The 22562-nt window shown below is 61.3% G+C and carries 20 protein-coding genes; 7 read left to right on the top strand and 13 right to left on the bottom strand.

Going from position 1 to position 22562, the window contains the following annotated elements; genetic code table 11:
- Positions 1-25 precede the first annotated feature (25 nt).
- From ABIB44_RS02420 to ABIB44_RS02410, 3 genes are all read right to left on the bottom strand, one after another.
- Complete coding sequence (locus tag ABIB44_RS02420) at positions 26-385, bottom strand: Imm51 family immunity protein (protein ID WP_354583027.1); 360 nt, start codon at positions 383-385, stop codon at positions 26-28.
- Positions 386-553: 168 nt separating this feature from the next.
- Positions 554-1870 carry a DASH family cryptochrome gene (locus ABIB44_RS02415; protein WP_354583026.1) on the bottom strand — a complete coding sequence of 439 codons (1317 nt, stop codon included), beginning with the start codon at positions 1868-1870 and terminating at the stop codon, positions 554-556.
- A gap of 103 nt (positions 1871-1973) precedes the next feature.
- Complete coding sequence (locus ABIB44_RS02410; protein ID WP_354583025.1) at positions 1974-2546, bottom strand: hypothetical protein; 573 nt, start codon at positions 2544-2546, stop codon at positions 1974-1976.
- Positions 2547-2696: 150 nt separating this feature from the next.
- On the opposite strand from ABIB44_RS02410, the gene ABIB44_RS02405 reads away from it, so the two are divergent.
- Complete coding sequence (locus tag ABIB44_RS02405; RefSeq protein WP_354583024.1) at positions 2697-6326, top strand: DEAD/DEAH box helicase; 3630 nt, start codon at positions 2697-2699, stop codon at positions 6324-6326.
- A 65-nt stretch (positions 6327-6391) separates the two neighbouring features.
- Here the strand turns inward: ABIB44_RS02405 and ABIB44_RS02400 are convergent, their stop codons facing one another.
- The 5 genes from ABIB44_RS02400 to ABIB44_RS02380 all read right to left on the bottom strand — a co-directional run bounded on the left by ABIB44_RS02400 (position 6392) and on the right by ABIB44_RS02380 (position 12067).
- Complete coding sequence (locus ABIB44_RS02400; protein ID WP_354583023.1) at positions 6392-6919, bottom strand: FKBP-type peptidyl-prolyl cis-trans isomerase; 528 nt, start codon at positions 6917-6919, stop codon at positions 6392-6394.
- Between the two features lie 147 nt (positions 6920-7066).
- Positions 7067-7519, bottom strand: a complete 453-nt coding sequence (locus ABIB44_RS02395) for a ribosomal maturation YjgA family protein (RefSeq protein ID WP_354583022.1) — start codon at positions 7517-7519, stop codon at positions 7067-7069.
- 79 nt (positions 7520-7598) lie between these two features.
- Complete coding sequence (locus tag ABIB44_RS02390) at positions 7599-8411, bottom strand: oxygenase MpaB family protein (RefSeq protein ID WP_354583021.1); 813 nt, start codon at positions 8409-8411, stop codon at positions 7599-7601.
- A gap of 111 nt (positions 8412-8522) precedes the next feature.
- Entirely contained in the window at positions 8523-9365 is an 843-nt protein-coding gene (locus tag ABIB44_RS02385) for a formate/nitrite transporter family protein (protein WP_354583020.1), read from the bottom strand.
- Positions 9366-9763: 398 nt separating this feature from the next.
- A complete protein-coding gene (locus ABIB44_RS02380; protein ID WP_354583019.1) occupies positions 9764-12067 on the bottom strand; it encodes an efflux RND transporter permease subunit in 2304 nt (767 codons plus the stop codon).
- Between the two features lie 225 nt (positions 12068-12292).
- On the opposite strand from ABIB44_RS02380, the gene ABIB44_RS02375 reads away from it, so the two are divergent.
- Positions 12293-12751 (top strand): ankyrin repeat domain-containing protein, encoded by a 459-nt coding sequence (locus ABIB44_RS02375; protein WP_354583018.1) that lies wholly within the window; start codon positions 12293-12295, stop codon positions 12749-12751.
- Between the two features lie 98 nt (positions 12752-12849).
- A complete protein-coding gene (locus ABIB44_RS02370; protein WP_354583017.1) occupies positions 12850-13062 on the top strand; it encodes a hypothetical protein in 213 nt (70 codons plus the stop codon).
- A gap of 76 nt (positions 13063-13138) precedes the next feature.
- On the opposite strand, the gene ABIB44_RS02365 is transcribed toward ABIB44_RS02370, so the two are convergent.
- The gene (locus ABIB44_RS02365) at positions 13139-13693 is read right to left on the bottom strand and encodes a hypothetical protein (protein WP_354583016.1); all 555 of its coding nucleotides are present in this window, start codon (positions 13691-13693) and stop codon (positions 13139-13141) included.
- A gap of 177 nt (positions 13694-13870) precedes the next feature.
- On the opposite strand from ABIB44_RS02365, the gene ABIB44_RS02360 reads away from it, so the two are divergent.
- The 3 genes from ABIB44_RS02360 to ABIB44_RS02350 all read left to right on the top strand — a co-directional run bounded on the left by ABIB44_RS02360 (position 13871) and on the right by ABIB44_RS02350 (position 16812).
- Positions 13871-15376 (top strand): cryptochrome/photolyase family protein, encoded by a 1506-nt coding sequence (locus ABIB44_RS02360; RefSeq protein ID WP_354583015.1) that lies wholly within the window; start codon positions 13871-13873, stop codon positions 15374-15376.
- 78 nt (positions 15377-15454) lie between these two features.
- Positions 15455-16249: a thymidylate synthase gene (locus ABIB44_RS02355; RefSeq protein ID WP_354583014.1), complete on the top strand. Its 795-nt coding sequence runs from the start codon at positions 15455-15457 to the stop codon at positions 16247-16249.
- A 5-nt stretch (positions 16250-16254) separates the two neighbouring features.
- Positions 16255-16812, top strand: coding sequence for an energy transducer TonB (locus ABIB44_RS02350; RefSeq protein ID WP_354583013.1), 558 nt, complete (start codon positions 16255-16257; stop codon positions 16810-16812).
- Here the strand turns inward: ABIB44_RS02350 and ABIB44_RS02345 are convergent.
- Genes ABIB44_RS02345 through ABIB44_RS02330 form a run of 4 tightly spaced genes read right to left on the bottom strand, consistent with a single transcriptional unit; the run spans position 16787 to position 19631 of the window.
- The gene (locus ABIB44_RS02345) at positions 16787-17602 is read right to left on the bottom strand and encodes an aminotransferase class IV (RefSeq protein ID WP_354583012.1); all 816 of its coding nucleotides are present in this window, start codon (positions 17600-17602) and stop codon (positions 16787-16789) included. The genes ABIB44_RS02350 and ABIB44_RS02345 overlap by 26 nt on opposite strands.
- Before the next feature lie 50 nt (positions 17603-17652).
- The gene (gene dprA, locus ABIB44_RS02340; protein ID WP_354583011.1) at positions 17653-18792 is read right to left on the bottom strand and encodes a DNA-processing protein DprA; all 1140 of its coding nucleotides are present in this window, start codon (positions 18790-18792) and stop codon (positions 17653-17655) included.
- 48 nt (positions 18793-18840) lie between these two features.
- Complete coding sequence (locus tag ABIB44_RS02335) at positions 18841-19263, bottom strand: hypothetical protein (protein WP_354583010.1); 423 nt, start codon at positions 19261-19263, stop codon at positions 18841-18843.
- Between the two features lie 5 nt (positions 19264-19268).
- Positions 19269-19631 (bottom strand): MerR family transcriptional regulator, encoded by a 363-nt coding sequence (locus ABIB44_RS02330; protein ID WP_354583009.1) that lies wholly within the window; start codon positions 19629-19631, stop codon positions 19269-19271.
- 125 nt (positions 19632-19756) lie between these two features.
- Between ABIB44_RS02330 and alaS the strand changes: the two genes are divergently transcribed.
- Complete coding sequence (alaS, locus tag ABIB44_RS02325; RefSeq protein WP_354583008.1) at positions 19757-22438, top strand: alanine--tRNA ligase; 2682 nt, start codon at positions 19757-19759, stop codon at positions 22436-22438.
- Positions 22439-22562: the final 124 nt, after the last annotated feature.

Genomic DNA, 22562 nt, shown 5'->3' with positions numbered 1-22562 from the left:
GCTTTCCGAATACTGGTCAATGAAATCACGCGAAAAAGTCGTCTGGGTCGGCCTGGCCCAGGTATTTGCGCAACTGTGCCAGTGAGCCGAAATAAGGCAGCACGCAAGCCAGAAACTGCTCGGCAATGGCCGCGTTGCTGGCGTAGGCTACGAAGGCGGTGCCGCTTTCGGTGAATTCCAGCTCATCGAGCAAGGCGGGGCAGTGCTCTTCCACGATGGTTTCGAGGTGCTCAGCCCAGGAAGCGGGCGTGCCGCCAAAGCCGAAGTGCTGAAACAGGGCATAATACTCTTCGAGCCCGCCTACGTCGGCAAAAACCAGCATCTCGTACTCGGGCGAGATGGGAGCGGGGGCGGCGGAAAGCTGAAAGGGGAACGTTGCGGACATGCGGCGAAGGTACGGCGGGGCCAATAGCGTGATAGTATAAACGGTCATGCTGAGCGCAGCCGAAGCATCTCTACCAAGTAAGTAATTCTTTTACTATTGCGGTAGAGATGCTTCGGCTGCGCTCAGCATGACTGTTCTGCTATACTCATTTTGGCAAAGTCCGCGGGGCTACTTGCTCCAGGTGCGCACGTAGCGCTGCTGCGGGTCGTAGCGGCGGGCCTGCTGGGGCACGTCGAAGGCGGTATCGCGCACGTCGGTGCCGGTGCCGGCGATGTACTTCCAGTTGCCCCAGTTCGAGGCCGCGTCGTGGTCGATGAGCTGGTGCTCGAACCAAGACGCGCCCCAGCGCCAGTCCTGGTGCAGGTCGTGGATGAGGTAGCTCGCCACGTTCTGCCGGCCACGGTTGCTCATGAAGCCAGTGGCGACTAGCTCGCGCATGTTGGCATCCACGAAGGCGTTGCCGGTGCGGCCGGCGGTCCAATTGTCGAACACCGCCTGGTCGGGCCGGGCGGGCTTGGGCAGCTGCTCGCGCAGCCCGCGCCAGCGGAAGAAATCCGGCCCGGTGCGCTGGGCCAGTAGGCGGAAATAATCGCGCCACAGCAGCTCCAGCCGCAGCTGCATGGCCCCTTTGCTGCGGGCCCCGTGGGTGGCATCGTAGGTATCGATAGCTGCCCACACCTGCCGGGCCGAAAGGCTGCCATTGGCCAGCCAGGGCGAAAACTTGGTACTGAAAGCCTCACCCAGCATTTCATTGCGGGTATCGTCGTAGCGGCCGATGAGGTGGCGGTCCACGGCGTAGTCGTGCAGGCGGGCCAGGCCGGCGGTTTCGCCCCCAGGCAGTGCGGGCAGGGCCGTGCGGCGGTCGGGCACCGGGCCTGCTCCCGCCGGTAGCCCCATCGCGGCCGCTATTGAGGCGGCGGTGGGCAGCGGCGCGGGCGCAAACTCGGTGGGCAGTGGCGGCAGCTGGCCCGGGGCGGGCAGCGGGGGCCGCACGCTCACCTTTGCGGCCACATCAAACCGAAACTTGCTGAACGAGAGCGGCAGCCGGCCAATGGGAATGGGCAGGTCGTCGGGGTGCAGCAGGGTCAGGGTTTCGAAGCGACGAAGGGGGATTTGCGGGCCCAGGGCGGCGGTGAGGGCATCTTCGGCTTCTTCTTCCTCGGTGGTGTGCTCGGTGCTGGCGAAAACGGCCTGCGCGCCCAGCTGCCGGGCCAGGGCGGGCAGTACTTCCTCGGGTGGGCCCACCGCGAAGTGAATGCCGGAGCCCAGCCCGGCGTAGCACCGCTGCAAATCGGCCAGGGTTTCGAGCAGGAAAGCCAGGCGGTGCGGGCCGGTGCGGGGCAGGCCCAGGTAGGCGTCAGGGCCCAGCGTCACGGGGTCGAAGCAGTACACGGGCAGCAGGGCGGTGGTGCCGGCCGGCAGCGCGGCCAGGGCTTCGTTGTCGTGCAGGCGCAGGTCGTTGCGCAGCCAGTAGAGAACGGTCATCAGAAGGAATTAGCGGGTTGGCTACGCTAACATTTTGCCGGGCAATTTGTCCCGGCCAGTCCCTGGTTTTTCTGCCCGAGCCCTATGCTACAGCTCCGTCGCGTTACCTGCGCTTGCGGCGGACCACCACCAATCCCACGCACAGCACGGCCAGTCCCGCAATCAGGGCATCGCGCACAAAGTGGCCCTGTTTGGCCTCAGCCACTTCGGCTTCGAGGTCGCGCATTTTGGCGAGCTGCTGCTTCTCGCGCTGGTGCAGGTTTTCGGCTTCGTTGGTGAGTTCCGAGAGGCGCTGGGCGGTGAGGTTGCGGTCGTCGCGCGAGCTGGTTTCGAGGTGGGTAGTGGTAGCAGTCAGCCGGGCCGAAGTGGTTGTGGCCTGCTGCGCGGTTTCGTTCAGCGCGTCCACTATTTGCTGGTCCTTGTCCACAATGCCTTGTAGCGCATCCACCACCTCCTGAAGGTCCTTTTTGGAGGGCTTGTTGCCGAACAGGCTGTGGCGCTGGGCGCTGGCCTCGCGGTAGCGGTCGGTGAGGGTTTTGCGCTCGCTCAGCAAGCCGGGCAGGCGGCTGTCGGGACTCACGGCCGGAGCCTGAGCCGCAGCGGGCATGGCCGCCCGGAGCAGCAGTAGCACCAGCGTAGTGCGAACGGGGGAAGTTGAGAATCGGAAGCGAAACATAGCAAGGGCAAATATTACGGCGTTTCATACGGGCAATCCGCAGCCATGGGGGAATTGGGCTTACCAAAATGCCCGGCTGCCGTGGTTCATTCCCTCCGGCGGCAAGCAGTGGCAGCGGTATATTTAACGTTCCAATCTACCCTCGTGCTCATGCCTGCCCGCTATTACACTCGTCTCGCCGCCCTGGCCGCCGATGCCACTGCCGCTCCCGCCGACCAGTTGCCCAAGCTGCGTAAGCTGCTCGAAACCGTGCTGCGCGACGACTGTAAGGCCCGCGAAGCCCCATTTATCGACCTCAACCAGGCCATTGGGCAGGCTGCCTATTCCCACGAGCTGCCCGCCGCCCTGCGCCAGCAGCTGCAAGCCCTGCGCCTGGCCGCCAACCTCGTGGTGCACGAAAGCTACGCCGGCACCCGCGCCGAGGCCGCAACTGGTTTTGCAGCGGTGGCGGCGCTGGTGCTGCACCTCACGGGCACGGCCTACGCTGGCCCAGCGCTGCCCCAGCCCATTGCCGAAGCCGCCACCACGCCCGCCTTAGCCGCTGCCGCTGCCTCGCATATTCCCGAGGCCGCTGCCAGCACCACCTGGCGCGTGCGGGTGGTGCACGCCGACCTGGCTACCGGCACGCTCACCGTCGAGATGGCCGCGCCCGCCGATGGCCGCCCCTCCGGCCCGTTTGGCCTGCTGCTGCCGGCGGCCTACGAAAACGTGCTGCCGCTGGCCGCCGCCCTGCATCCCACGCTACACCTCATCGGCCCGGTGCTGCTGGCCGATGGCAGCGTGCGCGCCCGCCGCGTAGTACTCGAGCCCGACTACCTCATCAGTGTGACGACCATTGCCGAATGCGCCCAGCGCGACGGAACCATCCCCGAATGGGCGCTGCTGAACGCGTTTCTACCCGATGAAACCTCGCGCCCGCTGGTGCTCGGCAACCTGGTAAACCTGCTGCTGGATGAAGAAGTAAGCCACGCCGGGCGGCAGGAAGAGCTGAAAGGAAAGCAGGAAGCTGCCGAAAAACGCCAGCAACTGGAGCGTCTGGCGAAGCTAGCTAGCCCCGCCACTGCTCCCGCTGAGGAGGAAGAAGCCGAGGCCAACGAATCGAAACCGTCATCGGTTGACAGCCAGTCAGTAATTGTTAAGGAATTCGACCTGGAAACGTTCTTTCGGGGCCGCCTTTTCCGCTCGGCGCCGCTCTCGCTCAGCACCTTGCCCGAGTTCCAGACCCGTACCGGCGTGCCGGAGCTGCTCAACGACCTGCGCCGCCACCACCGCACCCTGCGCGAAACCCGCGCCCTGGGTTTCGTAGCCGCCAGCCGTACTGGCTACCAGCAGGAGCCGTTGAATCTGGCCGACTGCTTTCTGGAGCCCACCTTCCTGTCGGCGACCTATGGCTTGCAGGGCCGGCTCGATTTGCTGCACGAAAGCAGCACCGGCTACGACCTGGTCGAACTGAAAAGCTCCACCAAAGTGCCCCACGCCGAGCCCTGGACCAACCACGCGGCCCAAGCCCAGCTCTACCGTTTGCTGCTGGAATCGGTGTTCGGGGCCGATGGCGAAACCGCCGGCCGGGGCCGCACCAGTATTTTGTACTCGAACGCGGCCAGTGGCCAGCCCGCCGTGCGCCGCGTCGACCAGGACCAGGACCTGATTGACCGCCTTATCTCGGCCCGCAACCAGCTCGTGGGCACCGAGCTGCAGCTGGCCCGCGCCACCGGCCCCCGCCAGACGGCCGCCCTGCTGGCCCCCGTGCTGCACCCCAACCTCATGGCCCTGCCGCCCTTCGGCAAGGCCAAAGCCGAAAAAGTGGCCAACGCCTGGGCCGCCGCCGACCCCGTGGAGCGCGCCTATTGCCTGGAACTGGCCCGCTTTTCGGCCCGCGAAATGCGCCTGACCCTGCTCGGCGACGAAGCCCGCCCCGGCGACGCCGGCGGGCAGGCCGGCCTTTGGCTGCTGCCCCAGGCCCGCAAGTATCAAAACTTCAGCCTCCTTGATGACCTCGAACTTATCGAGAACCACAGCGGTGCGCCCGATGATGCCCGCGATGGCCTTGGCCCGCACCTCATCTTTCAGCGCCCGGCCGGGGGCCGCGAAGTCAACTTCCGGGCCGGCGACACGCTCATTCTGTATCCGCGCAGGAAAACTGCAGCTTCCGCAATAGCAGAAAGCGGAAATTCCAATCCCGAAGCGTCCCGGACCCTAAGTCCCCTCGACAGCCAGGTAGTCAAAGTGGTGCTGGCCGAAGACCTCGGGGCCGATGGCCGCGTGGTGCTCAGCGTGCGCAACCGCCGCATGGCCCCGCGCTACCTGCTGGGCCATTCCCACTGGGCCCTGGAACCCGATACCTACGATACCTTTCGGCGCGAGTGGGCTGGCCTCTCTTCCTTTCTGATGCTGCCCGCCGACCGCCGCCAGCGCCTGCTGGCCCGCACCGGCCCGCGCGAGCCCGAGGGCTGGAGCCCCGCCAACGCGCCCGCTACCACGGCCCCCGAAGTGGTGGCCCGCGCCCTGGCCGCGCCCGACTGGTTTGTGCTCTGCGGGCCGCCCGGTACCGGTAAAACGCGGAGCGTACTGCGCGAGCTGGCCGTCAAGCTGTACCAGGAAGACAAGCAGGTGCTGCTGGCCGCCTACACCAATCGCGCCGTGGACGAAATCTGCGAACAGCTGGTGGAGGCAAAACTGCCGTTTATTCGGGTGGGCTCGCGGCTGGGGACGTCGCCACAGTACCGGCCGTACCTGCTCGATGCCATGATTGCCGACTGCGGCAGTCGCCAGACCGTGCGCGCCCGCCTCACCGGCACGCCGTTTTACGTGGGCACGGTGGCCAGCCTGCTGGGCAAACCCGAGCTGTTCATGCTCAAGCAGTTCGATGTGGCGGTGGTGGATGAGGCCAGCCAGGTGCTGGAATCGCCAATGCTGGCCCTGTTGGCTAAGGTGAAGAAGTTCATCCTCATCGGCGACCACCGCCAGCTGCCCGCCGTGGTAGCCCAGGAGCCTGAAACCAGCGCCGTGGCCGCCGAAGTGGCCGATTTGCTGCGCGAAAACCTCGGTCTCACCAACCTGCGAAACTCCTATTTCGAGCGCCTGTTTCGGCGCGCTGAGGCTCATTGGCCCCACGCCCACGGCACCCTCGCCGACCAGTATCGCATGCACGAGGCGCTGGCCGTGCTCGTCAACCAGGATTTTTACGACGGCCAGCTGCGCTGCCCGCAGCCCTGGCAAGCGGCCCCGCTCGACCGCGCCGCCTGGCCCGCCGACGCCGATGAATTAACCGCCGCGCTGCGCCGGCAGCGGGTGGTTTTCGTGCCCACCCGCCGCCAACCCGAGGATTTATCCATGAAGGAATCGGCCGAGGAAGCTGAGCTGGCGGCCCGCGCCGCCGCCTACGTGGCCCAGGGCTACGGGGTGGCTTTCAACCCCGAGACCACGCTCGGCATCATTGCCAGTTACCGCAACCAGGCGGCCCGCATCCGCGCCCGGCTGGCCCAGCTGGCCGTCGAGCTGCAATTGCCGTCCCTCGCCCAAATCAGTGTTGATACCGTGGAACGCTACCAGGGCAGCCAGCGCGAAGTCATCATCGTGAGCTTCTGCTGCCACCACGAACACCAGCTCGAGCTCATGGTATCGCCCGACGAAACCGGGCAGGTCGACCGCAAGCTCAATGTAGCCCTCACCCGCGCCCGCCAGCAGCTCGTGCTGCTCGGCAACGAAACGATGCTCAGCCGTGCCCCGCACCACGCGGCCCTGCTGGCCCGAGTAGGTGTGCTTTCGGTTACTGCTTAAATAATTAAAGCCCTCGCTTCCACATTTGGAAACGAGGGCTTTCCGGCCAATGCCTTACATTCAGACTATTGAATGTTGGTAAGCTCTACTTCGAAGCGGAGAATTGAATTTGCCGTGATAACGGGGGGACGCGTTTGCGAGCCATAAGCCAGGCCCGACGGTATCAATAGGATGCTTTTCTCATTTTTTTTCATCAGGGCAATGCCTTCGTCCCAACCGGCAATGACCTGGCGGGCCCCCAGTGTGAAGGAAATAGGCGTGTTGCCGTGCTGCGACGACGCATCAAAGACCGTCCCATCCAGCAGGGTGCCGGTGTAAAGCACCGAAACACTGCGCCCCGCCGTGGCCTGCGCCCCGTTGGGATTGGTGATGACCGGAATGTAGTACAGACCCGAAGGCTGCTTTTTTGCGTTGGTGATTTTGTTGTCGGCCAAGTATTTCTGGATGGCCGCATCATCGGCGGCCGAGAAATCCTGCTGAGTAACCACTGCCGGCGAATCCTTCGAGCACGAGGTGGTGGCCAGCGCGGCACCCGCCACGAGCATTGGGAACAGCAACCGGGCCGCAGCCCCGGAAATATATTTCTTCATCATCAGTTTTTTGGTAAAAATAAGCCTTATGCGCCACACAACCGCTGAAGCCCGTTCGAAAGTGCCGCCGGTTCGTCCGTGCAGGCTGAATTTTTCGCGGGTCAACTAGCACGCCGGGGCAATGCAACTTCAGCATGGCACCAGCATGAGTTAAACTGATGCCGGATGGTTGCTTCGCTGTTTCTGAAGTGCCGCCGTTGCCGCAGGCTGCCCGGCCGCTGCCGGAACGGAGCCGGCCGGTCTGCGCAGGTTTTCGGCGGCTAGCACCAGTAGCGCCCCCAGCGAGTATGCCAGCATATCGCCCCAGGCAAAATGGCTGCCGAGCACAATCCGGGCGAGCCGGAAATGCTGCCATCCCAGCCAGCTCAGCAAATCGAGATACTGTAACCCCTCAATCAGGTAAGAAATCAATAGCACGGCCATCAGGATGCGGGCACGCCGGGCCACCCCGAAGCTGCGTACCAAACAGTACAGGAAAACGGTAGCCAGCAAATCGCCCCCGTACGGCCGGATGATTTGGTCGTGCGCGTAAAGCGCAATAACGACTTCGGTAAGAAGCAAGCCACAGGCAACCAGGAAGTAACGTTTGCGAAAGTGAAGCATAAAATAACCGAGCATGAAGGGCAGTAAACAAGGTCACAATGCCTGCTTGGCGGGCCTAGGATTTGATTATTTGGAACCCTCAGTGCATCGGGCAGCGGCGGAGCAGCAGGGGGCTTGGCGTTTCGGCGGCTGGCGGTGCGGCATCGAGGGCCTGAATACGGGCCCGGTATTCGGCGGGCAGCATGGCGCTTTTGGCCCATTGGCTCAGCGCCAGGTGGCGGGTGGCGCGGTAGGCCGCCACGGCTGGGCGCACGGCTGCACCACCGGTCAGGCCCAGTAGTTGACGTACCCGCTCGGGTACTACCAGGCCCTGCACCAGTCGCAACAGCTGGTAGCGCGGGCCGCCCAGGTGCTTGCGGTATTGTTGGTACAAATCGGTCGTGAGGGGGCTGGCGGCCGTGTCGGCGGCCAGGTGCTGCCGCCGCGCCACCCGCCAAGCCGCGTAGGAATCCGGCAAATCGGGAATGCCCATGCGCTGCCCAACGCGGCAGAAAACCGCGGTTATCTCCTCACATTCGGCCGGCGTGAGGGGCCGTTCCAACACTTCAAAAGCCCGGATGGAATAGGCAATCAGCATAAACAGCACGTCGCGGTAGGCCCAGGCCGGAATGGCCTGCCCGCGCCTGGCTTCCACGGCCGCGTGAATGGCGGCAATGCTGTCGATGGCCTTTTCGGCCCCGGCGCGGTCGGCAAACACGATGCGGCGGGCGTAGTCCACCGTCGAAAACAGGCGGCCCAGCGGGTCGGCGGGCAGGCGGCCGGTGAAATACAGCCAATCGACGGCCTTGTTGAGGGCAAACTCGGCGGCGGCCCCGGCGAAGATGAACAGCACGGTGTCAGACGAGCCCCAGATGCGGCGCACAATGGAAGCAGGAGGAACAAAATGCGTCATGTGAAAAGAACTTTGAAACACAAAGCTAGAAACCAATGCCCTCCTTTGCAAGCCGATAGTTGGTCCCTTAGGGCGTAACTTGACCGCACTGCCAGTGTGATACGGACGCGCCTATATTTCTGCCTCCAATTCGCCGGCCGTAACCTGGCCGTGATTGAGCAGCGCCACCAAGGTGGTACCGCCCAGAATGTTGCCCAACAGGGTCGGGACGACGAACAGGCCCACTACCTGGCCCCAACTGGCCTGGCCCATAGCCGCCACGGTAAACGTTTCGATAGACCCCGCAATAATGTGACTGAATTCGCCGATGCCGACCAGGTACGTGATGAAGATGATAACCAGCACCCGCGCCGATTCGGCATAGGGCAGCAGCCACACCATGAGGGCAATCAGCCAGCCGGCAAATATGCCTTTTAGCAACGTGGTGCCGAACCCGTGGGCGAGCGCCTTGTGGCCGATTTCGGCGAAAGCGGCCTGCGCCTCCGGTTCGAATGCCGTGGTGTGCGCCACGGTCAGCGCCACGGCCAACGCGCCAATCATGTTAGCTACCAGTACAATGGCCCACAGGCGTAGCACATTGCGCAGCGTGGCTAGGTTGAGATGTTGCAGCAGGGGTAGGATGGGGGTGAGGGTGTTCTCGGTGAATAGCTGCTGCCGGCCCAGAATAACCACCAGAAAGCCCGCGCTGTAGCCCAGTTTGGCCACCAGCGGCCGCCAGGGTGCGTCGGGCAGGTGGCTGGCCAGCAGCCCTTCCATGAGCATCGAAAAGCCCATCGAAAGCCCAGCAGCCAGCCCCGACCAGAACAGCGCCGCCGATGGGCGTTTCAACTCCTCTTCGCCTTCGGCCAAAATGGTGCGGTACACAACCTTGCCACTGGGTGCACTGCGCTCTTCAGCCTCCTGTTTTTCTTTGGCTACTTCGGAGGCAGCGGGTGCTTTGAGCGGTTTTTCCATGATTTCGAAATGGGCTGCTGAGCAGAAAAGCGGTTATCGTGATTCTTCAGCCGCTTCGGCTTGGATTGGCCTAGCTGGCAAGCCAGAAGTTGTATTGCTATTCTTAAGCCATGAAATACACGCGAATAACCGATTCTGTTTTCACAACCATGCACATTCCACTTCGCGACGGGTGTAACTAGGCAAGAATGCCTGTAACAGCTTGTGCTGAGCGAAATACCAGAGCCATCATCACCACCGGTAGAAGCACGGTCAGCGCCGATATTCACAACAGACATGGGTTTTACAACCAGCTGTTGTGCTGGCGATATAGCACGGACCTATTAGTTTGCTTTCCCCGCGGCACTGGGCTTAAGCAGCGCAGGGACGAAGGCCAAGAATCCTGCACCAGAGCCGGCCTACTCCTGCGGTACGGCCAGCTCCTGCTGAACCACGGCTCGGGGCTTGTGCCGGTAGAAAAACAGAATCAGCAGTGGCAGCAGCGTGAGCTCGGCCACCACGCCGAACAGCAGCGTGAGGCCAATGAGCAGCCCCACGTAAAACGTGCCATCGAACGACGAAAACAGCAGCGTGGAAAAGCCGCCCACCAGAATCAGAGAGGTAACGATGACGGCTTTACCGGCCAGCAGGTAGGTATGCTTCACGGCTTTAAACAGATTGTCCTCGTGGCTGAGCGTGAGGCGTAACTTGCTGATGAAGTGAATAGTATCGTCGACGGCAATACCGAAGGCGATGGTGAAGATGATGCTCGTGCTCACCTTCATGTTCACGCCGGCCAGGCCCATCACTCCGGCCACGATGAGGATGGGCACGAGGTTGGGAATGAGCACCACTACCGTCATGCGGAACGATTTGAACAGCGCCAGCACGATAATCATGACCATCACAATGTCGATGCTCATGCCGGTTATCATGTTCAGCGTGAGGTTTTCGTTGTTTTTATCGATGAGGTTGCTCGAACCCGTGAGGCGAGTGCGCAGCACCGTGGTGTCGATGCTGGTGCGCAGGTAATGGCGCAGGGCATCGTTGAGGGCATCGGCGCGGATGCTGCCCACATCCGCCATGCGGCCCGTGAGGCGGCCGGCCGAGCCATCGGGCAGGGCCAGGGCCCGGAACTCCGGCTTTTTGCGAAAGAGCTTGAGCTTGCCGCGCAGCCGGGCCAGCTCCCCGGAATCGGTGGGCAGGCGGTACTCGGCCAGGCCGCCGCCGTTGAGGGCTTTGCGCACCGATTTCACGAGCGTGACGGGCGAGGCGGCGAAGCGCAGGCCGTAGGTGTCGCGCAGGTAGTTTTCGATGCGCTCGGTCTGGCGTAGCACGCCCAGGTCGTAGATGTCGCGGCCGCCGACGGGCTTTAGCTCCAGCTCGAAGGGGCGCACGCCGGCGAATTTCTGCTCGAAGAAGCCGAAATCCAGCCGCACGGGGTCGTTTTTCGACAAGTCGTCGAGCATCACGGAGTTGATGCGCACCCGCGTGGCCAGCCCGATGGAGGCGGCCAGTACTAGTCCGCTCACTACAAAAATCAGCCGCCGGCGCACCAGCACCGTCCGGAACAGGCGACCCAGCACGCCGTCCCAGCTGTGGCCCTGCGCGCGCGGCACCCGCAGCTGCGGCTTCTTGAGCAGTAGCAGCAGTGCCGGCAGCAGCGTGAAGCTGAGCACAAAGGCTAGCAGCACCGCGATGCCCGTGAAGAGCCCAAAGTTATAAATCGGCCGAATGGTGCTGGTCATCAGCGTGAAAAAGCCCAGGCTGGTGGTAAGTGCCGACAGCCCGGAGCCAAAGCCCGACTCCTTGAGCGTGACCCACAACGCGGCTTTTTTGCTGGCCCCGTAGCCCAATTCGCTCACGTAGCGGGTGATGATGTGGACGGTATCGGAAGTGCCTACCACAAACATCATCACCGGCAGCAAGGCCGTCATCAGGTCAATGCTGATGCCGCTGGCCCCCATCACGCCCAGGCCCCACAATATGGCCCCCAGCACCACCACCAGCGGCAGCACCACGCCCCACCACGTCCGGAACGTGAACCAGAGCAGCCCCGTCACCAGCAGCACCGACAGGCTCATGAACACGGCCAGCTCCCACTGCAGCCGGTCCACAAACACCGATTGCGCTACGGCCCGGCCCGCGAAGTGGTAGCGTTGCGCCGGGAAATGCAGTTGGGCCAGGCCGCCGCGCAACGTGGCCAGCAGCGAGTCGCCGGGCGGTTTTTTAAGGTTGGGCGTGGTTTGGATGACCAGCGCCACGGCCCGGGCGTCGGCGCTGAAAACGTTGCCCACCAGGCCGGGCGTCCGGTAAATCAGGGTTGAGTCGGCGGCGCGGCGGCCGGGTTCGGCCGGGTGCAGGTAGGGCAGGTTGAAAAAGCCAAGCCCTTCCACCACCGGGTTGCTGATGGTGGTGGGGGAGGTGACGGCCACTACGTGCGGCGTTCGCCGGGCCAGGCGGGTTAGCGAATCGACCTGGGCCAGGAAGCCTGGCGCAAAAACTGTTTGCCCGGCGGGTGCTTCCAGGCCCAGCAGCAGGTAGTCGTTGTCGTTGCCGAAGCGGCGAGTGTAGCCCTGGTAGTAGTCGAGGTCGGGGTCGCCGGCGGGGTAGAAGTCGTTGAAATTGTAGTTGAAGCGCAGCTGCGCCACGTAATAGGCGCTGAGGGCGGAAAGCAGGCCCAGCACCAGCAGGGCTAAGTGGGCGATACGGCGAAGGGACATGAGGGAAGCGAATAGCTAACAGCTTTTAGCCACTAGCTTAAAAAAGGAAACCGTAATCCCTAACAAGCCACTGCCCACAACGTTCGGCCCGCCCCGCCCTGAGATATTACTTTTCGGGCAAAGGCTTGTAATTATCATCGCAGCGGCCTTTTTAGCGCAATTCGCGCCCCTGCCGGGTTCATCTTTGTGGATTGTTTCGCTCAAAATATATTGCTGAATCTGGATATGAAGCGCGTTTTGTTATTTGTTGCTACCCTATTCTGTTTCGCCACTGCCGCCCAGGCCCAAACGCCCACGCCCGCCCAAAGCCTGAAAAAAGCGGTGCTGAAAAGCGACCTGCCCACGGCCGAAGCCCTGCTTAAAGCCGGCACCGACCCCAACGCGGCCATCGAAATCGTGCCGGGCTCGGCCACCACCTACCTCATCACGGCCGCCACCAACAACAGCCTCGAGGTGGTGAAGCTCCTGCTGCAAGCCAAAGCCCAGGTGAACCAAGTAGACGCCTTCAAAACCACCGCCCTGATGACTGCCGTGAGCAAAGGCAACGCCGCCATGGTGGCGCTGCTACTGGCCAGCGGGGCCGATGCCCGGGCCAAAGACGACGACGGCAAGGATGCCCTAGCCCTGGCCAGGGAGACCGGCAACGCGGCAATCATCGCCCTGCTCGAAGCCAAGCTGAAATAGAACGCCCGCCGGGGAAATTAAGTCCGGCCGGTGCGTATCTTAGGGTTGCGGATGTCGCTGGCATCCGGTTTCACCCCTTCACTTTAACTTCGTTTCTCATGAAAAAGACCCTGCTCGCCCTCGCCCTTTTTGCCTTCGCCGGCAGCACCGCTTTCGCCCAGGACGGCCAAGATAAAGACGGTAAAAAAGCCAAGAAAGAAACCTGCTCCATGAAAGGTGGCATGGCCGCCGGTAGCTCCTGCTGCATGAAAGGCGGCAAAACCGCCGCCGTGAAGCCTGCCCCCAAGCCGGTAGTTGCCGTCAAGCTGTAATTTCCCAGCCCTGGCCCCGGCCGTCGCTGAGTATCAAAAAGCCGCTTCGGAGACGAGGCGGCTTTTTTAGTTTCGATTACTGACGGTCTTTAAGCAGATGCCGGGCTGCTGCTATCGCCGCCGGAACAAGCGCATTAGCAGAAATAATTCGGGTTAGTTCCTCCGATGTTTTTCGGGCGAATCTGTATTTGAATTCCTCGATTACGATTAATTCCTGTTGCCGGGCTTTTCCTTCAGATGGTTTCAAAGCGGCTAGGACGGCACTATTTATTTGGTCGGTATTGGTCAAATAAACTAATAAGCCGAAAGCTAAAGCCACTAAATTAAGCCGTATTTGGGAATCTTCGTAACCGATATTAAACGAATGTTGTGTTGGCGTAAAGCTTATGATGTTGAATAGCGTTAGCAGTAGAATTGCTGCTAACATGTACTTGTAAAAACCGCGAAAACGGAAGAAAGACAGGGTAGCAAGGGCTAAAATTGGGAAGGAGCAATAGTGCTTTGCGGTGGGCGCAAAATCATAGGATTCACTGTCGAGTATGATGTTGCCCTGAATTGCAGTCACAACAGTAATGAAAGAACAAATAGCCAGAAAAATAACAGGGACAAGCTTTATATAACGTTGTATCATAAATATTTATGGGTAGTACAGGGAGGTTAATGTGAATAGTTAAAAGATGTTCTGTACTCTTAAACTGTGGGGCAAGATAATGGGCTGTTGAGACATCTGTAGTCTTGCTGATATACGGCTGCGCCCGAACCTTCCCCGCCGCCAATTGTAGCACTAGCGCCCATTATTACGCCTGCTATGCCTGCCATTCCTCCCGAGTGCCTCCTGCTTTTCCCCCACCAGCTCTACGACGAGCACGCGGCCCTGCGCTCCGAACGGCCGGTGACGCTACTGGAGGAGCCGCTGTTTTTCACGCAGTTTCGGTTTCATCAGCAGAAGCTGGTGCTGCACCGGGCCAGCATGCAGGCCTACCGGCAGCGGCTGGAGGCGCGCGGCTTTACCTGCCAGTACGTGGAAGCGCGCCAGCCCACCGCCGATGTGCGCCAGTGGATTGCCCAGGAGGCGGCTGCCGGCTTGCGCGAGCTGCACGTCATCGACCCGGTGGACGATTGGCTGAACCGGCGCATCGAAAAGGCCGCCGCCCGGGCCGGAATCAATCTCACGGTGCATCGCAACCCCAATTTCCTAAATGAGCGGAAGGACGGCGACGCTTTTTTCGCGGGGCGCAAGAAGTATTTCCAGACCGATTTCTACGTGGCCCAGCGTAAGCAGCGCCGCCTGCTGCTGGAGCCCGATGGGCAGCCCACCGGCGGCAAATGGACGTTTGACACCGACAACCGCGAGAAGTTTCCCAAAACCGAAACCGTGCCCGCGCTGCCCTGGCCCGCGCCCACGGCCGAAGTCCGCGAGGCCATTGCCTACGTCGAAACGCACTTCGCGGACCACTACGGCCGGGCCGCCGATTTCCGCTACCCCACCACGCACGAGGCCGCCCAGGCCTGGCTGACTGATTTTCTGGCGCGGCGGCTGGCCAAGTTTGGCGTGTACGAAGATGCGCAGGTGGCCCACGAGCCGGTGCTCTACCACGCCCTGCTCACGCCCATGCTGAACATCGGCCTGCTCAGTCCGCAGCAGATTATTGATGCCACGCTGGCCCACGCCGCCCGGCACGACGTGCCCCTGAACTCACTGGAAGGCTTTCTGCGGCAGATTGTGGGCTGGCGCGAGTTCATCCGCATCGTGTATGAGCGGGAAGGGCGGCGGCAACGCACCCGCAACTTCTGGGGCTTCGAGCGTAAAATTCCCAAGGCCTTCTGGACCGGCACCACGGGCATCGGGCCCGTGGACATCGTGATAGAGAAGGTGCTGGCCGGGGCCTACAACCACCACATCGAGCGGCTCATGGTGATGGGCAACTTTATGCTGCTCTGCGAGTTCGACCCCGACGAAGTGCACCGCTGGTTTATGGAAATGTACATCGATGCCTACGATTGGGTGATGGTGCCCAACGTGTACGGCATGACGCAATTTGCCGATGGCGGCCTGATGACCACTAAGCCCTACATCAGCGGCAGCAACTATTTGCTGAAGATGGGCGACTGGCCCAAGGGCGACTGGCAAGCCACCTGGGACGGTCTTTTCTGGCGGTTCATGCACGTCAACCGCGACTTTTTCACCAGTAACCCCCGCCTGGGCATGCTGGTGAAGATGTTCGACAAGATGAGTGAGGCCAAGCGGGACGCTCATCTGGCCCACGCCGAGGCTTTTTTAGCCCAATTGGATGCCTGGAACGAAGAATCGTAGCGCCTAGCCCGGCCACGCAGAAGCCGGCCCGCCCGCGTCCGTCGCCGGCTCCCGTCCTCGTTTTATCTTTGCCTCCCCATGATTCAATACCAAGCCCTGCTCCGCCAAATCCTTGCCACCGGCACCCTTAAAACCGACCGCACCGGTACCGGTACCGTGTCCATTTTCGGGCCCCAGATGCGGTTCGACCTGGCCGAGGGTTTCCCGCTCGTTACCACCAAAAAGGTGCATCTGAAGAGCATTATTCACGAGCTGCTGTGGTTTTTGCAGGGCGATACCAACATTGCTTACCTGAAGGAGCACGGCGTAAAAATCTGGGATGAGTGGGCCGATGCTAACGGCGACCTCGGCCCCGTGTATGGCCACCAGTGGCGCTCCTGGCCCGACGGCCACGGCGGCCACATCGACCAGATTTCGCAGATTATCCAGCAGCTCCGCACCAATCCCGACTCGCGCCGCATGGTGGTATCGGCCTGGAACGTGGCCGACCTGCCAGCCATGAAACTGCCCGCCTGCCACGCCCTGTTTCAGTTCTACGTGGCCGATGGTAAGCTCTCTTGCCAACTTTACCAGCGCTCGGCCGACGTATTTCTGGGGGTGCCCTTCAACATTGCCAGCTACGCCCTGCTCACCCTCATGGTAGCCCAGGTGACGGGCCTGCAGCCCGGCGAGTTCATCTGGACCGGCGGTGATACCCACCTCTACAGCAACCATTTGGAGCAGGCCCGCCTGCAGCTGGAACGGGAACCCCGGCTGCGGCCGCAGATGCGCATCAACCCGGCAGTGACTGATGTTTTCGGTTTTAGCTACGAAGACTTTGAACTGGTAAATTATGACCCGTACCCGGCAATAAAAGCACCGGTTGCCGTTTAGGTGGCATGAGACTGTTGTTGCTGGCCGCTTTGTTTTGCCTGGCCTGGTGTTCGGCTATGGGCCAGAACGGCGGAGGAATATATGCTGCCCCAGGCATGCCGCTGCATGTGCAGCGTGGCGTGCCGAAATCCCCCCGCCCGGTGAAGAAGGCCGGGGTTTCCACAGCAAAAAGGAAAGCAGACACGGCCAACGCAACTGCACCGATTGTTTCTCCGGTTTTTGCTCGTTTCTGGCATTTGGCCGGGCTTCAAGGTGCTCAAGCTGGCCAGCTGTATTACCGGTTTCAGCAGCAAAATATTCGATATCCGGTTACGTCCCTGCGGGCAGGCGTTGGCGGCACCGTGGCGGCTCGGCTGACGGTTTTACCCGATGGCAGGGTAGGAACGGTCCAAATAACCCGACGGGTATACGATAGCGCTGTCGCATCGATTGAGGCACCTTCTTTGGCCGCCGAAGCTGCCCTTGATGCGGAATTTATTCGGGTCGTAAGTCAGCTGAAGTTTGAACCAGCGGCAATTCCGGCAGATACTGTGACGGTCAATCAGCGCTTTGTAATGCAATAAATTGGGGAATGGCTGACTGAAAAGTGTTGGTCGCGATAGTTAACACAGGACGCACCGCCGCCACGTTCGCCGTGAATACGGCCTCTGCTGCCAGCAACTCCTGCTTACCAAAAAGACCCACCCGGTACTCCACGCCCGCAGCCTGCGCGGCCCGGAGTACCTGCGCGCGGCGCACGCCCGCCAGGCAGCCACTTTCCAGCGCCGGTGTGAACAGCACCTCATCCTTCAGCCAGAAAATGGCCGCTGCGCCGGCCTCCGCTACATGCCCGGCCGCGTCGCATAGAATTATTTCATCGAGCCCGCGCTGCTGCCGCTCGTGGGCGGCCCGCACGTAGAGCCACGCCTGAGGCCCCTTGCAAAAGCTCAGCGGAGAGAGAAGGGAATGGTTTTCAAGGGCGAAGTCAGCTTTTGCAATTGCCGAATAATCGGGAACGAAGGCTTCTGCAGTGGCCAGCCATTCGGCAGCATCCGTGGGGGGCGTGTAGCGGCCGCCCCCCGCGCGCCAGAGCTGCAGGCGAAGGCGGGCAGCGGGCAGTTGATTGGCAGCGGCGAGAGTCGCTAAGGTGGTTTCCAAGGCTTCGGCCGAAGCCAGGGCGGCGGGCAGCGTGAGATATAGGGCTGCGGCAGCCAGCTGCATGCGGGCGTGGTGGTCGGCGGCCAGGCGCAGGCGGCCGGCTTTGAAAATCAGGGTTTCGAAAAAGCCGTCACCGAAAGCCAAGCCACGGTTGGGCAGGGGTAAGCGAAGTGAAACCTCCTCCAAAAGCTCATTACTCAACAAAACCTGTTTCATTCTACTTCCACAAAATCCGAATAATCCGTTCAATCCGATAAATCCGCGGTTCAGACCAGCGCGAACTTCTTGCCTGGCAGCGCCCGCACCACGCCCCGAAACTCCAGGCCCAGCAGCAGCGATGCCACGGCATAAATGGCAATCTGGGCTTTCCAAGCTAGTTCGTCCATTTGCATTTCCCGGCTGGGCGCGGCGGCCAGCACGGTTATCAGACCAAATTCGTCGGCCGTAAAATCGTCGGCCGAGTAGGAGGGGGCGGGCTTAAACTTGCCCGACTGGTGCAGGGCGGCATCCCAGTTCAGGAGCTGTTCGAGGTCGCGGGGCTCGGCGTAGAGGGCGGCTTTGTTGTCCCGAATCAGCGCATTGCAGCCCTCCGAGGCGGGCGAGCTTAGGTTGCCGGGCACGGCCAGCACGTCGCGGTCGTAGCCCAGAGCCAGCTCGGCGGTGATGAGCGCCCCGCCTTTTGTGGCGGCTTCCACTACCACGGTTCCATCCGAGAGGCCCGCGATGATGCGGTTGCGGGCCGGGAAATTGTAGCGGTCGGGCGGGGTGCCAAAAGGGAATTCGGTGAGCAGACCGCCTTGTTCGCGCATTTTCTCGGCGGTTTTGCGATGCACGGCAGGGTAGATGATGTCCAGGCCGGTGGCCATCACGCCCACGGTTTCCAACCCCTCCTGCAAAGCGGCGCGGTGGGCCATGATGTCGATGCCGTAGGCCAGGCCGCTCACCACCAACGGCCGGTGCGGCAGCAGGCCCTTCACGATGCGCTCGGTTTGCTCGCGGCCGTATTCCGTGGCCTTCCGAGTGCCCACGAGCGCCACCGTTTTGGGGGCGTTCAAATCGGCTGTTCCCTGGTAATAGAGAATAGCCGGGGCATCCGGAATCAGCTTGAGGCGGCTGGGATAGCGCTTGCTCGTGTAAAACAGGATTTCGACGCCGTCCTTCTCAGCCTTCTTCAAATCGGCTTCCGCTTTGCGAAAGGCGGTTTCGCGGTCCTTGCCGGTAAGAATGGCCACGGTGGCCGCGCCCACGCCAGGGATACGGCGCAGCTTGCCGGGCGGCATCATCAGCACGTTTTTGGCCGCGCCACCGTAGCTCATCAACTGCCGCGTAAGCTGCGGCCCGATGCCGGGCAGGAGGGTGAGGGCGAGTTCGTGGAAGAGGAGGTCGTTGGTTGTAGAATTGGTCATAAAAGCCTTAAGCACGATGAACGCGCTGGAAAAGGAGGGATATGGGTATTAATCCTTATCCTGAAAGTCCTGTAACCAGTTCCACCCAGGATTATGAAGAATTCGAGCGACCAGTTCCGAGCCGACCAGCAAATCCCCGCAGTCATTGTCTACCAATACCTGGTCGTTATTGGCTATGCTGACAATCACCTGCTTTACTACCTCAATACTGTGGTAAGCAATGCTGTAGACATAACGAGTTGACGGAAATTTTCTGATAATCAATTCGATTTCAAAATCTTCCCAACCAATTGATTCCAGACTATCGTTTTCGACTTCGACCCAAATTCGACCACGACTTGAGAGTTCTAAAACGAACCCAGGTCGGCCACCTATGTCAGAAATGGCGGCGGTTGGGAAAACAGATTTGAGAGTACTCTTAAAAACCGGCAACAATTCTGAATTGTCCGCAATGAGCATTACCGATTCCATCGCAACTACTCCGCATCGGCCTTGCCCGCCGCCTCTACCTCCTTCTTAAGGCTCATCAGAAACGCCCGCACCTTTTCCAGGCTCTGCACCACGTCAATCTTCTCCTTCAGCTGCGGACCCTTTTGCTTGAGCATGTCGCGCGCCCCCGGAATGGTGTAGCCGCGTTCCTTTACCAAATGGTAAATGGTGCGGAAAATTTCGATGTCCTGCGGGGTATAAAGGCGGTTGCCCTTCTTGCTGCGGCGGGGGCGCAGCTCGTCGAACTCTGTTTCCCAGAAGCGCACCAGCGACTCGGCCACCTTGAATTGGGCGGCCACTTCGCCGATGGTGAAGTACTGTTTCTCGATGCTGCGCTCTTTATAGGGCATATGGCTACCTTTGCAATTACTCCGAAAAGTAGCCTAAAATTCGCAGCTATGTATAGTTGCGGGCTTATTTGGTGGAGATATCCAACGGTTTCTCATCATTCGCCAACTCCCGGTTGGCGCTGCTTATGTCTCTCCCCACCGCTTCCGCTGTCCGCCAGCAGTTTCTCGATTTCTTTGCCAGCAAAGGCCACCACATCGTGCCCTCAGCCCCCATTGTGGTGAAGGACGACCCCACACTGCTGTTTATCAACTCGGGCATGGCCCCGTTCAAAGACTATTTCCTGGGCAACAAGCCCGCGCCCTACAAGCGCATTGCCGACACCCAGAAGTGCCTGCGCGTGAGCGGCAAACACAACGATTTGGAGGAAGTAGGCTACGATACCTACCACCACACCATGTTCGAGATGCTGGGCAACTGGTCGTTCGGCGACTACTTCAAAACCGACGCCATTGCCTGGGCCTGGGAGCTGCTGACGGATGTGTTTAAGCTGGAAAAAGACCGCCTCTACGTCACCTACTTCGAAGGCGACAAGGGCGATAACACCGGCCCCGATACCGAAACTCAGAACCTATGGCGGCTTTACACCACCGATGACCGGATTTTGCCCGGCAACAAGAAGGACAACTTCTGGGAGATGGGCGACACCGGCCCTTGCGGCCCGTGCACCGAAATCCACATCGACCTGCGCTCCGAGGAAGAGCGCGCCGCCACCCCCGGCCGCGACCTCGTGAACGCCGACCACCCGCAGGTGGTGGAAGTCTGGAACAACGTATTCATGGAATTCCAGCGTCTGGCCGATAAATCTCTCATCAAGCTGCCCGAGCAAAGCGTGGACACCGGCATGGGCTTCGAGCGCCTGATGATGGCCGTGTCGGGCGTAAAGTCGAACTACGACACCGACGTTTTCCAGCCGCTCATCCAGTTCATTGCCAAGGAAGTGGGCGTGGAGTACCACGGCACCGCGCCCGCCAAGGTAACCGACCAGCCCACCACGGAGAACGAGAAAACGGACATCGCCATCCGCGTCATCGCCGACCACATCCGCACCATCGCCTTCACCATTGCCGACGGCCAGCTGCCCAGCAACGTGAAGGCCGGCTACGTGATTCGCCGCATTTTGCGCCGGGCCGTGCGCTACGCCTTTTCATCGCTCAATCAGAAACAGCCCTTCCTGTATAAGCTGGTGCCCGTGCTGGCCGACCAAATGGCCGGCATCTTCCCCGAGCTAAAAGCCCAGACGGCCTTCGTGCAGCGCGTGATTGAGGAGGAGGAAATTGCCTTCCTGAAAACGCTGGAAACCGGCCTGCGCCGGCTCGATGCGCTGGAGGAAAGCGCCCGCGCCAACGGCGGCGTTATCGACGGCAAAACCGCCTTTGAGCTGTCCGACACCTTCGGCTTTCCGCTCGACCTCACCGCCCTCATTGCCCGCGAAAAGGGCTTGAGTGTAGACGAGGAAGGCTTCAAAAAGGAGCTGGAGCAGCAGAAAAACCGCAGCCGCAACGCCCAGGAAACCGAGCAGAGCGACTGGGTAACGGTGGCTGATTCCGACGAGCAGCCCGCCTTCGTGGGCTACGATTTGGACGAGGCCCCGGCCAGCATCCTGCGTTACCGCAAAACCACCGCCAAGGGCAAAACCGAGTATCAGCTGGTGCTCGACCAAACGGCCTTCTACGCCGAAAGCGGCGGGCAGATTGGCGATACCGGTTACCTGGAATCGCCGCTGAGCAAGGTGCGCGTGATTGACACGAAGAAGGAAAACGACCTAATTGTGCACACCGTGCTGGAGCTGCCGCAGGACCTGACGGCCAGTTTCCTGACTATTCCCGACGCCGCCCGCCGCACCCAGATTCGCCAGAACCACTCGGCTACGCACTTGCTGCAAGCCGCCCTGCGCGAGGTGCTGGGCAGCCACGTGCAGCAAAAAGGCTCGTTGGTGAATGAGAAGCTGCTGCGCTTTGACTTCTCGCACTTCACGAAAGTGACCGAGGCCCAACTGCGCGAGATTGAGCAGCTGGTGAACGGCCGCATTCGCCAGCAAATCCCGCTGGTGGAGCGCCGCAACGTGCCCATTGCCGAGGCCAAGGGCCTGGGTGCGATGGCGCTGTTCGGCGAGAAATACGGCGAGTTCGTGCGCGTCATCACCTTCGACCGGGACTTCTCGGTGGAGCTTTGCGGCGGCCTGCACGTCCCGAACACGGGCACCATCGGCTACCTCAAAATCACGACTGAAAGCGCCGTGGGCGCGGGTGTGCGCCGCATTGAGGCCGTGACTGGCCTCGGGGCCGAAGCTTACGTGGACCAGCAAATCGACTTGCTTAACCAGGTGCGCGAAACGTTGGGCAACCCCCAGCACTTGCTCACCAGCCTCGAAAAGCAGAACGAGGAAATTGCCAATCTGCGCAAGCAAATTGAGCACTTCGAACAACAAAGCATCAACCAGCAGAAAGACCAGCTGGCGGGCCGCGTGAAGGAGCTAAACGGTGTGAACTTCCTGGCCACGCTGGTGCAGGCCGGCTCGGCCGAATCGCTCAAAACTCTGGCCTTCAACCTGCGCCAGGCCGTGCCCAACCTCGTAGCCATTCTCGGGGCCGAAATCGAGGGCAAGCCCCAGCTGGCCGTGATGCTGGCCGACGAAATTGCCCAGGCCGGGAAACTTAATGCCACCACGCTGGTACGTGAGCTGGCCAAGGAAATACAGGGTGGCGGCGGCGGGCAGCCCTTCTTTGCCACGGCCGGCGGCAAGAACGTGGCCGGGTTGGCGGCGGCTATTGCCAAGGCCGAAGCGGCGGTGGTGGCCGCGCTTTAAGCGTGCATTTGCTCGATTCAAGCGTCCGAAGCGGCGGCTCCAGAGTAATGGGGCCGCCGCTTCTACGTTACCCATGCGGGCACTGAGAGGGCGGGGCGGGGTGCGACTTTGGTGAGGCAGTGGA

It is taken from the genome of Hymenobacter sp. UYCo722 (genome assembly GCF_040547115.1).
GTDB lineage: Bacteria > Bacteroidota > Bacteroidia > Cytophagales > Hymenobacteraceae > Hymenobacter.
This window is presented reverse-complemented; position numbering and strand designations above follow the sequence as displayed.